This is a genomic window from Haloarchaeobius baliensis (assembly GCF_052060055.1).
Taxonomy (GTDB): Archaea; Halobacteriota; Halobacteria; order Halobacteriales; family Natrialbaceae; genus Haloarchaeobius; species Haloarchaeobius baliensis.
In genome coordinates this window covers 322,768-336,574 of the sequence record NZ_JBPPFR010000001.1, presented here as the reverse complement: position 1 = coordinate 336,574, position 13,807 = coordinate 322,768, and the positions used below count along the sequence as shown (strand labels likewise).

Genomic DNA, 13,807 nt, shown 5'->3' with positions numbered 1-13,807 from the left:
CATCACTCATTCGGGAGCTGGCGGCGTCCGACTCTACGATGACACACAGCACGACAGAGGTAGCGATCGTCACCGGCGCATCGTCGGGGATCGGGGCGGCGACCGCCGAAGCACTCGCAGCCGACGGCACGACGGTGGTGCTCGCCGCCCGACGGGAGGACGAACTGGCGGCACTCGCGGAGCGCATCGAGTCGGCCGGTGGCGAGGCTCGCGTCGTCCCGACCGACGTGACCGACGAGGAGGACGTCCTCACGCTCGTCGAGACCGTCACCGAGGAGTTCGGACGCATCGACGCGCTCGTCAACGGGGCCGGCTTCGGGCTCTACGGCAGCGTCGAGGAGACGCCCATCGAGGACGCCCGGTACCAGTTCGAGGTGAACCTGTTCGGGCTCGCCCGGCTCACCCAGCTCGTCGTTCCCGTGATGCGCGAGCAGGGCGACGGCACCATCGTCAACATCAGCAGCATGGGCGGCAAGGTGTGGACGCCGATGGGTGCGTGGTACCACGCGACGAAGCACGCGCTCGAGGGCTGGAGCGACTGTCTGCGCTACGAGCTGGCGCAGTTCGGCATCGACGTGGTCGTCGTCGAACCCGGCGCGATCAGCACGGAGTGGGGCGACATCATGGTCGACGGACTGCTCGAACGCAGCGGCGACGGCCCATACGCCGAACTGGCCCACGAGATCGCCGAGGCGTCGGCGGAGAACGCCGAGGACGGCTCCGACCCCGCGGTCGTCGCGGACGCCATCCGGACGGCCGTCCGCAGTCGCGACCCGAACCGGCGCTACGCCGTCGGCAGGTACGCGAAGCCGCTCATCGCCGCCCGCCGTTTCGGTGGCGACCGGGTGTACGACCGCGTCGTCGACTACATGGTCTGAGACTTCGAGGCGTCGAGCCCCCGGCAGAGTACTTAAACGGGCTTGTCTGTAAGCACACGACTCTCCCGTCTCTCGCCGGTACGATGTGGTGATGTCAGACCAGACCACTTCGACGAGCGAGACACCACTCGACGGAAGCGTCGCCATCGTCACCGGGGCGTCCTCCGGAATCGGCGAGGCCACCGCCGAAGCGATGGCTGCAGAGGGCGCGACGGTCGTGCTCGCCGCCCGTCGCGTCGACGAACTGGAGGCCGTCGCGGACCGCATCGAGACGGCTGGCGGGAGCGCGCTCGTCGTCCCGACCGACGTGACCGAGGCGGACGACATCGACGAGCTGGTCGAGACGGTCGTCGCGGAGTACGGCCGCATCGACGTGCTGGTGAACAACGCCGGCGTGATGCTCGTCGAACCGCTCGAACGCGCGGAGCGCTCGAACCTCAGACAGATGGTCGAGGTCAACCTGCTCGGGCTGATGAACCTCACGCACGCCGTGTTGCCAGTGATGCAGGACCAGGAGACGGGTCACGTCGTCAACGTCTCCTCGGTCGCGGGTCGGTTCGCGTCGGAGAACTTCAGCGGCTACAACGGGACGAAGTTCGGCGTCAACGGCTTCACCGAAGCGCTCCGGAAGGAGGTCACGACCGAGGGGATCCGGACGACCGTCGTCGAGCCGGGCGCGGTCGAGACCGAACTGCCGACCCACATCACCGACGAACAGATCCTCGAACAGCTCGGCGAGATGGAACTGCCGACGCTCGACGCCGACGACATCGCTCGCGGCATCGTCTACGCGACGAGTCAACCCGCCCACGTCGACGTGAACGAGCTGCTGATTCGGCCGACCGGACAGGTCTGAGTCGGCACTGGCGTCGATTCTGTGCCGGTGCTGCCGAGAGGCTCAATACGGGTGCCGGTGTACGGAGGGCCGTGACGACCGAACGGCAGGTGACCGACGACCACCGGTGTGAGGCCTGTGGGGGCCGCGTCGGCGCGACGAGCCGCCACTGCATGCACTGCGAGGTCGACCTCCAGCCCGACCCCGACACTGCCGCGCTCCGCGACGCGCTGACCAGCGAGCGAGCAGGTCACCCTGCGGGCCAGCGGTCCGAGGGCACACGCATCACCGTCCTCGTCGTCGGCATCCTCGCCGGCGGCGCCCTCGGGCTGACGACGTTCCTGGCGACGATGGTCCCGCTTGGTGGGGGTGCGCTCGTCGCCGCACCCGCCGTCTGGCTCGCCGGCACGGTCGCCATCGCCCGGCAGCGGTCGCTGTCGGACGCGGTCGGGCTCGCCGCGCTGGCGCTCGCGGCCACCGCCATCGTGTTCCCGCTCGGGCTCTCGGTGCCGACGCTCGGCGACCAGCTGGCCGCCGGACAGGTCGCCGGGGCGGCGCTGACGGTGGCCGACGGCCTCGTCGTGGCGGTGTTCTTCCTCCCAGTCTGGGGCCTGCTCGGCGTGGTCGGCTGGTACCTCCGGCGGTAGGCCGGCGGCCACGAGACAGGCTTTTCACCCGGGGGCACGGCCCACCACGTATGGCAGCAGGCGACGTCGACGAAGTCACGACGGGCGAGTGCTCGGACCTGTACTACGTCGACACCGGCATGTACGGCACGGCGGAGTACGGCGCGGTGTACGTCCTCGACGCCGACGAGGTCGCGCTCGTGGACACCGGCATCGGCACGCACCACGACCGCATCCTCGCGGCGCTTTCCGAACTGGACATCGCGCCCGAGGCGGTCGCGCACCTCGTGGTCACGCACGTCCACCTCGACCACGCGGGCGGGGCGGGCTTCCTCGCGGAGGCCTGCGAGAACGCGACGGTGTGGGTCCACGAGCGCGGCGCGCGCCACCTCGCGGACCCGTCCCGGCTCTGGGAGGGGACGAAGGCCGCGGTCGGCGACCAGATCGAGTGGTACACCGAGCCGGAGCCCGTCCCGGAGGAGCGCATCGAGACGCTCGCCGACGGCGACACCATCGACCTGGGCGACCGTGAGCTGCAGGCGGCGCACGCCCCGGGGCACGCCCCCCACCAGCACGTGTTCCACGACCCCGCGAACGACGCGGTGTTCACGGCCGACGCGGCGGGCATCTACGTCCCGAGCCTCGACGTGGTGCGGGAGACGACGCCCCCGCCGCAGTTCGACCTCGAACAGGCGCTCGCGGACGTGGAGACCATCCGGTCGTTCGAGCCGTCGACGCTGCTGTACCCGCACTTCGGGCCCGCCGAGACCGACGACCGGCTCACCGAGTACGAGGCCAGACTGGAGTCGTGGGTCGCGACGGTGGCCGAGAAACGCGACGAGCTCGGCGACGACGATGCCGTCGTCGAGCACTTCGCGGAGACGACCGAGATGCGCGCGGTCTGGGGCGAGCGCAAGGCCAGCGGCGAGACGGCGATGAACGTCCGCGGCGTGCTCCGGTACCTCGACAGCCGGGACGACTGAGCCGGTCGCGCCGTCGGGGAGAAACTGACCGAAAGTTCAGGTGTTTTTATCCCGCCTGCAGTACAGGGGTGTGGTATGAACTGGCAGGAGGCGGAGCGAGAGTACACCGACGAGGTGACCGGTGAGACGAACCTCGCCCGGATGTTCGAGGACAGCGCCGAGCGGCACGCGGACCGGCCGGCACAGATGTTCAAAGGTGGGGTCTACGACCGCTCGCTGACGGAGACCGTCGTCCCGGCGGCACCCGACGGCGAGTACCGCGCCATCAGCTACGACGACATGCGGACCATCGTCCGCCACCTCGCCGCCGGCTTCCGCGACCTCGGCGTCGGCGCGGGCGACCGGGTGGGCATCTTCTCCAACACGCGGATGGAGTGGGCACAGTGCGACTTCGGCCTGCTCGCCGCCGGTGCGGTCGTGACGACGGTCTACTCGGGCTCGTCCTCCCGGCAGGTCCGCTACCTGCTCGACGACCCGAACGCGACCGCCGTCGTCGTCGAGGACGCGGACGCGCTGTCCCACGTGCTGGAGGTCGAGGAGGAGCTCGACCTCGAGTTCATCGTCTCCATCGACAGCCTCGAGGGCCACAACGAGCGCGAAGACATCCACACGCTCGCCGAGGTCCACGACCGCGGCGCGGAGCTGTTCGACCGCGACGAGTACGAGTCCTGGGTCGACTCCCGGGAGTGGGACGACCTCGCGAGCCTCATCTACACCTCGGGCACGACCGGCCAGCCGAAGGGCGTCCAGCTCACGCACGGCAACTTCCGGGCGAACGTCAACCAGATCCGCAAGCGGTACGGCCCGCGCCCGGACAAGGGCGACCTGCCGGTCATCGACGAGCACACCCGGACCGTCTCCTACCTGCCGCTGGCGCACGTCTTCGAGCGGACGGCGGGCCACTTCGAGATGTTCGCCGCGGGTGCCTGCGTCGGCTACGCGGAGAGCCCCGACACGCTCCGCGACGACTTCGCGGCCGTGCAGCCGAACGCGGCGACGAGCGTCCCCCGTGTGTACGAGAAGATCTACGACGCCATCCGCGAACAGGCCGAGACGTCGGACCTGCGCTCGCGCATCTTCGAGTGGGCGACCGACGTCGGCGTGGACTACCACGAGACCGAGGACCCGGGCGTCGCGCTCCGGGCGAAGGCCAAGCTCGCCGACCGGCTCGTGTTCAAGAAGGTGCGCGATGCCCTCGGCGGGAACGTCGACTTCCTCATCAGCGGCGGCGGCTCGCTCTCGCCGGAGCTCTGTGCGCTGTACCACGCGATGGGACTGCCGATCATGGAGGGCTACGGCCTCACCGAGACCGCGCCCGTCGTCGCGGTGAACCCGCCCGAGGAGCCGAAGATCGGCACCATCGGGCCGCCGGTCGTCGACGATGACATCTACATCGACGAGGCGGTCGTCGAGCAGGCGACGTTCGCGGACGACCCCGGACAGGTCGGCGAGCTGCTCGTCCACGGCCCGAACGTCACCGAGGGCTACTGGGAGAAGCCCGGCGAGACGACCCAGGCGTTCACCGAGATGGACGGCAAGCGCTGGTTCCGCACCGGCGACATCGTCCACCTGCGCCCCGACGGCTACATCGAGTTCCGCGAGCGCTCGAAGCAGATCCTCGTCCTCTCGACCGGCAAGAACGTCGCGCCGGCACCCATCGAGGACGCCTTCGCCGCCTCGCCGGTCGTCGAGCAGTGCATGGTCGTCGGCGACGGCGAGAAGTTCGTCGGCGCGCTCATGGTCCCGAACCTCGAACGGCTCCGGACCGAGGCAGCCGAGAACGGTACCGGCCTCCCCGACGACGACGAGGCGGCCGTCGACGACGAGTACGTCCGCGAGCGGGTCCAGGAGGAGGTCGACCGCATCAACCCGCAGTTCGAGGCGCACGAGCAGATCAAGCAGTTCCGGCTCGTCACCGAGGAGTTCACCGAGGAGAACGACCTGATGACGCCGACCATGAAGAAGAAGCGCCGGAACATCATCGACGTGCACGACGACCTCATCGACGAGATCTACGCGGAGTGACGGCTGCGGCTCCCACCCGGTGACGCGGTCCTACCTTGGACTGTCAACGTCCGGCCTCAAGGTTTAACAGACGGGTGGCCGATTCGTGTGCCATGGATTGGCAGGGACTCGAGGAGAACTACGAGCACGAGCGGCTGGGCTCGGACACGCTCGCGGAGCTGTTCGAGGCGTCGGCTGCGGACCACGAGGCCCGCGACGCCCAGCGCTACAAGGGCGGTATCTACCAGCGGTCGATGACGGACGTGGCGTACCCGCCGGCCCCGGACGACGAGTACGCGACGCTCACCTACGGGGAGATGCGCCACGTCGTCCGCCGGCTCGCGGCCGGGTTCCGAACGCTCGGGCTCGAACGCGGCCAGCGCGTCGGCATCTTCTCGGACACCCGGATGGAGTGGGCGCAGTGCGACTTCGGCATCCTCGCGGCGGGCGGCGTCGTCACGACCGTCTACAAGAGCTCCTCGCCGGCACAGGTGCGCTACCTGCTCGACGACCCCGGTGCGACCGGCGTCGTCGTCCAGAACGCCACGCTGCTCGACCGCGTGCTGGAGGTGGTCGACCAGCTCGACCTCTCCTTCGTCATCTCCATCGACGAGCTCCCCGCCGAGTACGACGACCGGGACGGCATCTACACCCTCGCGGAGCTGTACGAACACGGCGACGAGGCGTACGACGAGGCCACCTACGAGTCCTGGCTGGACGAGACCGAGCTCGCGGACCTCGCGACGCTCATCTACACGTCCGGGACGACCGGCCAGCCGAAGGGAGTCAAGCTGACCCACGAGAACCTCCGGTCGAACCTGAACCAGGCGCTCCCGCGCTACGGCCCGAAGGACCACGACATGGACGTGCCCTACGTCGACGAGACGACACAGTCCATCTCGTTCCTGCCGCTGGCGCACGTCCTCGAACGGACGGCGGGGCACTTCTTCATGTTCGCGAACGGGGCCTGCGTCGGCTACGCGGAGAGCCCCGACACGCTCACCGAGGACTTCCCGAAGCTCTCCCCGAACATGGCCATCAGCGTCCCGCGGGTGTACGAGAAGATGTACGACGGCATCCGCCAGCAGGCCGCAGAGAGCGCGTTCAAGAAGCGCATCTTCGAGTGGGCGACCGACGTCAGCCGCGAGCACTTCCACAGCAACTCGCCCGGCTTCCTGCTCGGGCTCAAGCTGAAGGTCGCCGACAAGCTCGTCTTCTCCAGCGTCAAGGAGGCCCTCGGCGGCGAGATCGACGGGTTCATCAGCGGTGGCGGGACGCTCTCATCGGAGCTCTGTGCGCTCTACAACGGCATGGGGCTGCCCATCTACGAGGCGTACGGCCTCACCGAGACCTCGCCGGCGGTCACCGGCAACCCGCCCGAGGAGATCAAGATCGGCACCATCGGGCCGCCGCTGGCCCAGATGGAGATCAAGCTCGACAAGTCCGTCGTCCCCGAGGAGCAGTTCACCGACACGCTCGGCGAGACGGGCGAACTGCTGTTGAAGGGGCCGAACGTCACCGACGGCTACTGGAACAAGCCCGAGGAGACCGAGGCGGCGTTCACCGAGGAGGGGTGGTTCCGCACCGGCGACATCGTCCAGCGCCGGCCCGACGACTACCTCGTCTTCCGCGAGCGTGCCAAGCAGATTCTCGTCCTCTCGACCGGCAAGAACGTCGCGCCCGCCCCCATCGAGGACGCGTTCGCGGCGAGCGACCTCGTCGAGCAGTGCATGCTCGTCGGCAACGAGCAGAAGTTCGTCTCGGCGCTCATCGTCCCGAACCCGGAGGGCGTGCGGGCGGCGGCCGCGGCGGCGGGCGTCGACCTCCCGGCCGACGACGACGCGCTCGCCGACTCCGAGTGGGTGGGCGAACAGGTCGACAGGGTGGTCCAGGCCGTGAACGAGGACTTCGAATCGCACGAGCGCATCAAGTCGTTCGAGCTCGTGCCGGAGGAGTTCACCGAGGAGAACGACCTGCTGACGCCGACGCTGAAGAAGAAACGGCGGAACATCCTCGACCGGTACGACCACCTCGTCGCGGAGATATACGGGGAATGACACCCCCCGCCACCATGGAAGAACAGGCTGCAGGCACGGCTTGAACTGCTGGAAACGGGCGAAACTGCCATAACCTTTTATCATACAAGGGTCGTGCTAGCGTCCAGTCATGGATTGGCGGGAGGCAGAGAAAGAGTTCTCGGACGACGTGACAGGGATGAACACCCTGGCACGGATGTTCCACGACAGCGCGGACCGACACCCGGACCGACCGGCACAGAAGTACAAAGGTGGTGTGCACGACCGGAGTCTCGAGACGGTGGGGGCCGTAGACGAGGCACCGAGCGACGGCTACGCGACGCTCAGCTACGGCGAGATGCAGGACATCGTCCGGAACCTCGCGGCGGGGTTCCGGGCGCTCGGCGTGAGCGCGGGCGACCGGGTGGGGCTGTTCTCCGACACGCGGATGGAGTGGGCCCAGTGCGACTTCGGCCTGCTCTCCGCCGGCGCGGTCGTCACGACCGTCTACGAGTCGTCATCGCCGGCACAGGTGCGCTACCTGCTCGACGACCCCGGCGCGACCGGCGTCGTCGTCGAGAACCAGGAGCTGCTCGACCGCGTGCTGGAGGTCTCTGACTCGCTGACCATCCGCTTCGTCGTCTGCATGGACGACCTCCCCGCCGAGTACGACGACGAGGACGGCGTCTACACGCTCGGAGAGGTGTACGAACAGGGTCGGAAGCGCTTCGACCGCGACACGTTCGAGTCGTGGCTCGACGAGACCGACGTCGAGGACCTCGCGAGCCTCGTCTACACGTCCGGGACGACCGGCCAGCCGAAGGGCGTACGGCTGACCCACCGCAACTTCCGGTCGAACGTCAACCAGATGTACCGCCGGTACGGCCCGCGGCCGGAGAAGTCCAGCTCGTTCCCGACCATCGACGAGAACACCCGGACGGTGTCCTACCTGCCGCTGGCGCACGTCTTCGAGCGCGCCGCCGGCCACTTCCTCATCTTCGCGGCCGGCGGCTGTGTCGGCTACGCCGAGAGCGTCGACACGCTGAAGGAGGACTTCCAGGCCGTCGAGCCGAACACGGCCACCAGCGTCCCGCGGGTGTACGAGAAGATCTACGACGCCATCCGCGAGCAGGCCGCAGAGAGCGGCTTCAAGGAGCGCATCTTCAACTGGGCGACCGGCGTCAGCCGCGAGTACTACCGCTCCGACCGGCCCGGGACGCTCCTGAAGGCCCGCTACTGGCTCGCCGACAAGCTCGTCTTCAGCGACGTGCGCCAGGCGCTCGGCGGCAACGTCGACTACCTCATCAGCGGCGGCGGCACCCTCTCGGACGAGCTCTGCACGCTCTACCACGGGATGGGGCTCCCCATCTACGAGGGCTACGGACTGACCGAGGCGTCACCCGTCGTGACGAGCAACCCGCCGGAGGAGGTCAAGATCGGCACCATCGGCCCGGCCTACCACGACATCGACGTCCGCATCGACACCTCGGTCGTCCCCGAGGGCGAGGCGACGGACACGATGGGCAAGCTCGGCGAGCTGCTCATCCGCGGGCCGAACGTGACCGACGGCTACTGGAACAAGCCCGAGGAGACCGAGGCCGCGTTCACCGAGGACGGCTTCTTCAAGACCGGCGACATCGTCCACAGGCGACCCGACGACTACCTCGTCTTCCGCGAGCGGTCGAAGCAGATCCTCGTCCTCTCGACCGGCAAGAACGTCGCGCCCGCCCCCATCGAGGACGCGTTCGTCTCCAACCGCCTCGTCGAGCAGGTGATGGTGATGGGCGACGGGGAGAAGTTCATCTCCGCGCTCGTCGTCCCGAACTTCGAGGCGCTGCGGGAGCAGGCCGCCGAGGAGGGCGTCGACCTGCCCGACGACGACTACGCGCTCTGTGACGACGACTGGGCGCACGAGACCATCGAGGCCGAGGTCGAGGCGGTCAACGAGCGCTTCGAGAAGCACGAGCAGATCAAGGAGATCCGGCTGGCCGAGGAGGAGTTCACCGAGGACAACGACATGATGACGCCGACGATGAAGAAGAAGCGCCGGAACATCAAGGACCGGTACGACCGCCTCGTCGAGGAGATCTACGGCGAGGACGAGCGCGCCGAGCCGGCTGAGGCCGACGACTGAGGGTCCCGAGCGCGGGCGAAACGGGTCTCTTCGGGGACGCCCCGAAACTCGCTGGCCGCAAACGGGTCGTTTATACGCGACGGCTCCAACAACCCGGGTACATGGGTGTCCGCCGTGATTGACGTGTTCGCAGGCGTGGTCCTCGCGGGCGAGAGCGCCGGCCATCTCGCGCTCATCGTCGCGCTCATCGTCGCGCTCGGCGTCGTCGCACAGATACTCGGCGACCGGTACCGGGTGCCCAGCGTGCTCTTCCTCATCTTCGCCGGTATCCTCGTCGGGCCGGAGGGCATCGGCAACTGGGTCACCTTCATCGACCCGATCGTCACCCAGGACACGTTCGGCGGTGCGCTGTCGACCATCGTCGGCCTCTCCGTGGCGGTCATCGTCTTCGAGGGCGCGTTCCACCTGAAGATATCGAAGCTCAGGGAGGCGCCCTCCGCGAACGTCAAGCTCGTCACGCTGGGGGCGGCGGTCTCGTTCATCGGGACGACCGTCGCCGTCCGGTACCTCCTCGGCACCGAGTGGGCCATCGCCGGGGTCATCGGTGCGCTGCTCGTCGCGACCGGGCCGACGGTCATCACGCCCATCCTCGAGGTGGTCGCGGTTCGCGACCGCGTCGAGGCGGCACTGGAGACCGAGGGCATCGTCAACGACGTGACCGCCGCCATCCTCGCGGTCGTCATCTTCGAAGTGCTCCAGATCGAGGAGGCGAGCGTCCAGATCTACATCGAGGAGTTCTCGCGGCGACTCGGAACGGGGGTCGTGATCGGGCTCGTCGTCGCCGGCATCGTCTGGTACGTGCTCCGCCACATCGACCTCTCGCCGGACAACGCGCCGCAGAACGCGCGGCTGCTGACGCTCGCGGGTGCGGTCGTCGCGTTCGCGACGGCAAACGAGATCGCCTCCGAGGCGGGCGTCGCCGCCGTCGCGACGGCGGGCATCGTCCTCGGGAACGCCGACCTGCCCTACGAGGAGCAGATAGAGGAGTTCAAGGGCGACGTGACGCTCATCGTCCTCTCGTTCGTGTTCATCGCGCTGGCCGCGCTCCTGGAGTTCGACAAGCTGCTCGGCCTCGGCTGGCAGGGCATCGCCCTGGTGCTCGTCGTCGCGCTGGTGCTCCGGCCGCTGCTGGTGTTCGCGAGCACGACCGGTGGGCAGTTCACCTGGTCGGAGCGCTGGTTCATCAGCCTCGTCGGCCCCCGTGGCATCATTCCGGCGTCCGTCGCGACGCTGTTCGCACTCGAACTCCAGAGCACGAACCCTGGCGGCGCGGACACTCTCGTCGGGGCGGTGTTCCTCGTCATCCTGCTGACCGTCGTCTTCGAGGCAGGACTCGCCAGGCAGATCGCGGAAGCACTCGACGTCATACCAATGCGTGTACTCATCATCGGAGGCGGACAGGTGGGCCGCTCGCTCGCCGACCGCCTCGACGACCGGGGAGAGAACGTCGTCATCATCGAACAGAACCCGGAGATAGTGGAGCTCGCCCGCGAGGCGGGCTTCACCGTCCACAAGGGTGACGGCACCGACACGGACGTGTTGCGTGCCGCCGGTGCCGACAACGCGAAGATCGTGGTCGCCGCCACCGGCGACGACGACGCGAACCTCCTCGTGGCACAGCTCGCGAACAGCAAGTTCTCCGTCGACACGGTCATCGCACGGGCGAACAACTCGGACAACGTCGAGGCGTTCGAGGACCTCGGCGTGCGGACCATCTCCTCGGCGATGGCGACCGCGTGGGCCATCGACAACGAGATCGAGCGGCCCGCGCTCTCGGACTGGATCACCCACTTCGGCGAGGAGGGTGACATCCAGGAGATAACGGTCACCTCGGACGAGCTCGTCGGTCGGACGCTGTCGGAGATCGGGCCGGAGCTGCCGCCGGGCTGTCTCGTGGCGCTGGTCTCCCGGGACGGCGAGGTGCAGGTCCCCGGCGCCGACTTCACGCTGCAGGAGGGCGACAACCTTACCCTGCTCGGCGAACGTGACAGCGTCCGCGAGGCGATGTCGTTCTGTCACCCGGAGGACTGACCGACTGCTGGCCCGGTCGGCGCCGAGCGCCCCTTTAAGCAGGTCCGCTCCCAAGGACAGCACATGTCAGCGACCGCACTCTACACGCTGAACACCGCCCACTGGACGTTCGACTTCTCCGCCGCCGTCCAGATGCAGAACCCCGGCGAACCGTACCGCGGCACCTGCCCCGCCTACCTCGTCGAACACCCGGAGGGCACGGTGCTCGTCGACACGGGCGTCAGCCCGGAACTGGTCGCCGACCCCGCGTCCTACGGTCCGGCCGGCGCGGCGCACATGGCCCCGCTGCTGGAGACGCTGGAGCAGAACGAGGACCAGCACCTCGTGAACCTGCTCGACAGTATCGGCTACGCGCCTGAGGACATCGACGTGGTCGTCATGAGCCACCTGCACACGGACCACGCGGGCAACCTCGACCTGTTCCCCGACGCCGAGTTCGTCGTCCAGAAGGAGGAGCTGCGCTACGCGTTCTACCCCGACGGCGTCCAGCGCCTGTTCTACGTCACCGGCGACTTCCACCACCTCCGCCGGATGGACTACGACGTGACCGCCGTCCGCGGCGAGTACGACGTGTTCGGCGACGGGAGCGTCGTCGCGTTCCCGACGCCGGGGCACTCACCGGGCCACCAGTCGGTGCAGGTCGAACTGTCCGACGCCGGCAGCGTCATCCTCGCCATCGACGCCGCCAACCACCGCGAGGGCTACGAGGGCGAGCTGGCCGCGTCGTTCGCGCACTCGCTGTCGGACTCCGTCGAATCGATCCAGGCCATCAAGCGCCGGGCGGAACTGGCCGACGCCGACGTGTACGTCCACCACGACCCCGACGACATCGGCCGACTCCCGGAACCCCCGGCGGCGCTGGAGTAGGCCGAACCTCCCTGGCGCGGCTCACACCGACCGGAACGCCCGGAGCGTCCCGCCGTCGGTCGTGAAGAGCAGGTCGTCCGCGACGGCGATCTCGGTGCCGATTCCCTCGCGCGAGCGGTCCCACAGACGCGCTCCATCCTGCGGGTCGAAGCAGTACAGCCGGTCCGCGGTGAGCGCGAGCACCGTCTCGTCGGTGACGGCGGGACGAGCGACGAGTTCGCCGATAGAGTCGGACGACCAGTCGCCGCCAGCGCCCTCGAACAGCCCGTGGAACGAACCCTCGGAACGGTTGTGGGCGAAGATGCGCTCGCCGTCGCCGGCGATCAGTTCGCCCCCGAGGACGGCGCTCACGCCCATGAACTCCGTCTGCCAGCGTCGTCCGTACGCGTCCGGCTTCGCGCTGAACGCCCAGAAGTCGCCGTAGTACGAATCAGAGGCGTAGACGGAGCCGTCGAGGTAGTACTTCTCGCCCGGGAAGTGGTGGCCGCGGCCGGTGCCGCGAAGCTCGGTGTCGCCGACGTACGAGCCGCTCTCGGGGTCGAACTGCCACGGCACGGCGGCGTGTGTCCCCGTCGAGACGTAGACGAGGTCGTCGCTGGCGAACACCGGGGGTGTCCAGGACGGTGGTGCGACCCCCTCGCCGAGGTCGGCACGCCACCGTTCGCTCCCGTCCGAGAGCGCGAGCTTCACGAGTTCGGGGCCCTCGCCGTCCGGGACGTAGTAGACGCCGTGGGGTGCGACGAGAAACGCTGCACGGACCGGCGTCTCGGCCCGCCAGTTCTCGGTCTGCCCGTCCGTGGTGAGCGAGACGACACCGTCGTCGGTGGGGACGAGGAGGCTGTCGTCGACGACCCACGGCGTTCCCGCGGACGGGCCGACCGACTGCTCCCACCACACCGTGCCGTCGCGGGCGTCGAACGCGTGTACGGTGCCGTCGCCCCCGCCGACGTAGATGGTTCCGCCCGCGAGAACTGGCCCCGAGAGCTCTGACTCGGCGTCGATTTGCCAGAGTTCACCGATTTCGGTGGTCGGCCCGGCGGTGTCGAGGCTGGCATTGCTCAGCCCGTGGTCGGCGGCTGGCAGCGGCCAGTCGGCGTCGACGGTCGACGGCTGTTCGGGCTCCGGGCGGCTCGTCGCGGTGGGGTCGGTAGATGTGGTTCGGCCGGTGGTCGTCGCGGCAGGGTCGGTCTCGTCGCTGGGCGTGTCGCCGGTGCAGCCAGCGAACGCACCGGCGGCGAGGCTCGCGAGGAGGGCACGGCGGGACCGTTGCATGGCCGCCACGTCACCACCTGCCTGTAAGTGCTTTCTGTGAGTGCTGACCTGTCACGCCGGGGTGCCGGTCCCGTCGCAGCACCGAGTGGAGGCGGTGGCGTCGCGTTCGTCTCCGTGAACAGGTAGGTTCGCCAACAACGTTATCTCACAGACCCCCGAAGC

General features: G+C 68.6%; 10 protein-coding genes. 9 read left to right on the top strand and 1 reads right to left on the bottom strand.

The window, feature by feature from the left end:
* Positions 1 to 38: 38 nt before the first annotated feature.
* From ACSG06_RS01675 to ACSG06_RS01635, 9 genes are all read left to right on the top strand, one after another.
* Positions 39 to 878 carry an oxidoreductase gene (locus ACSG06_RS01675; RefSeq protein ID WP_440988525.1) on the top strand — a complete coding sequence of 280 codons (840 nt, stop codon included), beginning with the start codon at positions 39 to 41 and terminating at the stop codon, positions 876 to 878.
* A gap of 91 nt (positions 879 to 969) precedes the next feature.
* Positions 970 to 1,734, top strand: a complete 765-nt coding sequence (locus ACSG06_RS01670) for an SDR family NAD(P)-dependent oxidoreductase (protein WP_440988524.1) — start codon at positions 970 to 972, stop codon at positions 1,732 to 1,734.
* A gap of 71 nt (positions 1,735 to 1,805) precedes the next feature.
* Positions 1,806 to 2,360 (top strand): hypothetical protein, encoded by a 555-nt coding sequence (locus tag ACSG06_RS01665; protein WP_440988523.1) that lies wholly within the window; start codon positions 1,806 to 1,808, stop codon positions 2,358 to 2,360.
* A gap of 50 nt (positions 2,361 to 2,410) precedes the next feature.
* Positions 2,411 to 3,322 (top strand): MBL fold metallo-hydrolase, encoded by a 912-nt coding sequence (locus tag ACSG06_RS01660; RefSeq protein ID WP_440988522.1) that lies wholly within the window; start codon positions 2,411 to 2,413, stop codon positions 3,320 to 3,322.
* Positions 3,323 to 3,397: 75 nt separating this feature from the next.
* The gene (locus tag ACSG06_RS01655; RefSeq protein ID WP_440988521.1) at positions 3,398 to 5,347 is read left to right on the top strand and encodes an AMP-dependent synthetase/ligase; all 1,950 of its coding nucleotides are present in this window, start codon (positions 3,398 to 3,400) and stop codon (positions 5,345 to 5,347) included.
* A gap of 92 nt (positions 5,348 to 5,439) precedes the next feature.
* Positions 5,440 to 7,383 carry an AMP-dependent synthetase/ligase gene (locus ACSG06_RS01650; protein WP_440988520.1) on the top strand — a complete coding sequence of 648 codons (1,944 nt, stop codon included), beginning with the start codon at positions 5,440 to 5,442 and terminating at the stop codon, positions 7,381 to 7,383.
* A gap of 109 nt (positions 7,384 to 7,492) precedes the next feature.
* The gene (locus ACSG06_RS01645; RefSeq protein ID WP_440988519.1) at positions 7,493 to 9,475 is read left to right on the top strand and encodes an AMP-dependent synthetase/ligase; all 1,983 of its coding nucleotides are present in this window, start codon (positions 7,493 to 7,495) and stop codon (positions 9,473 to 9,475) included.
* Between the two features lie 114 nt (positions 9,476 to 9,589).
* Positions 9,590 to 11,506, top strand: coding sequence for a cation:proton antiporter domain-containing protein (locus tag ACSG06_RS01640; protein WP_440988518.1), 1,917 nt, complete (start codon positions 9,590 to 9,592; stop codon positions 11,504 to 11,506).
* A gap of 63 nt (positions 11,507 to 11,569) precedes the next feature.
* Positions 11,570 to 12,373, top strand: a complete 804-nt coding sequence (locus ACSG06_RS01635; RefSeq protein WP_440988517.1) for an N-acyl homoserine lactonase family protein — start codon at positions 11,570 to 11,572, stop codon at positions 12,371 to 12,373.
* Positions 12,374 to 12,394: 21 nt separating this feature from the next.
* Here the strand turns inward: ACSG06_RS01635 and ACSG06_RS01630 are convergent, their stop codons facing one another.
* A complete protein-coding gene (locus ACSG06_RS01630) occupies positions 12,395 to 13,645 on the bottom strand; it encodes an outer membrane protein assembly factor BamB family protein (RefSeq protein ID WP_440988516.1) in 1,251 nt (416 codons plus the stop codon).
* Positions 13,646 to 13,807: the final 162 nt, after the last annotated feature.

Bases quoted from the DNA above. Each gene is read 5' to 3' on its own strand.
- ACSG06_RS01675 (WP_440988525.1), top strand. From the start codon at position 39: ATGACACACAGCACGACAGAGGTAGCGATCGTCACCGGCGCATCGTCG.
- ACSG06_RS01670 (WP_440988524.1), top strand. From the start codon at position 970: ATGTCAGACCAGACCACTTCGACGAGCGAGACACCACTCGACGGAAGC.
- ACSG06_RS01660 (WP_440988522.1), top strand. From the start codon at position 2,411: ATGGCAGCAGGCGACGTCGACGAAGTCACGACGGGCGAGTGCTCGGAC.
- ACSG06_RS01655 (WP_440988521.1), top strand. From the start codon at position 3,398: ATGAACTGGCAGGAGGCGGAGCGAGAGTACACCGACGAGGTGACCGGT.
- ACSG06_RS01650 (WP_440988520.1), top strand. From the start codon at position 5,440: ATGGATTGGCAGGGACTCGAGGAGAACTACGAGCACGAGCGGCTGGGC.
- ACSG06_RS01645 (WP_440988519.1), top strand. From the start codon at position 7,493: ATGGATTGGCGGGAGGCAGAGAAAGAGTTCTCGGACGACGTGACAGGG.
- ACSG06_RS01635 (WP_440988517.1), top strand. From the start codon at position 11,570: ATGTCAGCGACCGCACTCTACACGCTGAACACCGCCCACTGGACGTTC.
- ACSG06_RS01630 (WP_440988516.1), bottom strand. From the start codon at position 13,645: ATGCAACGGTCCCGCCGTGCCCTCCTCGCGAGCCTCGCCGCCGGTGCG.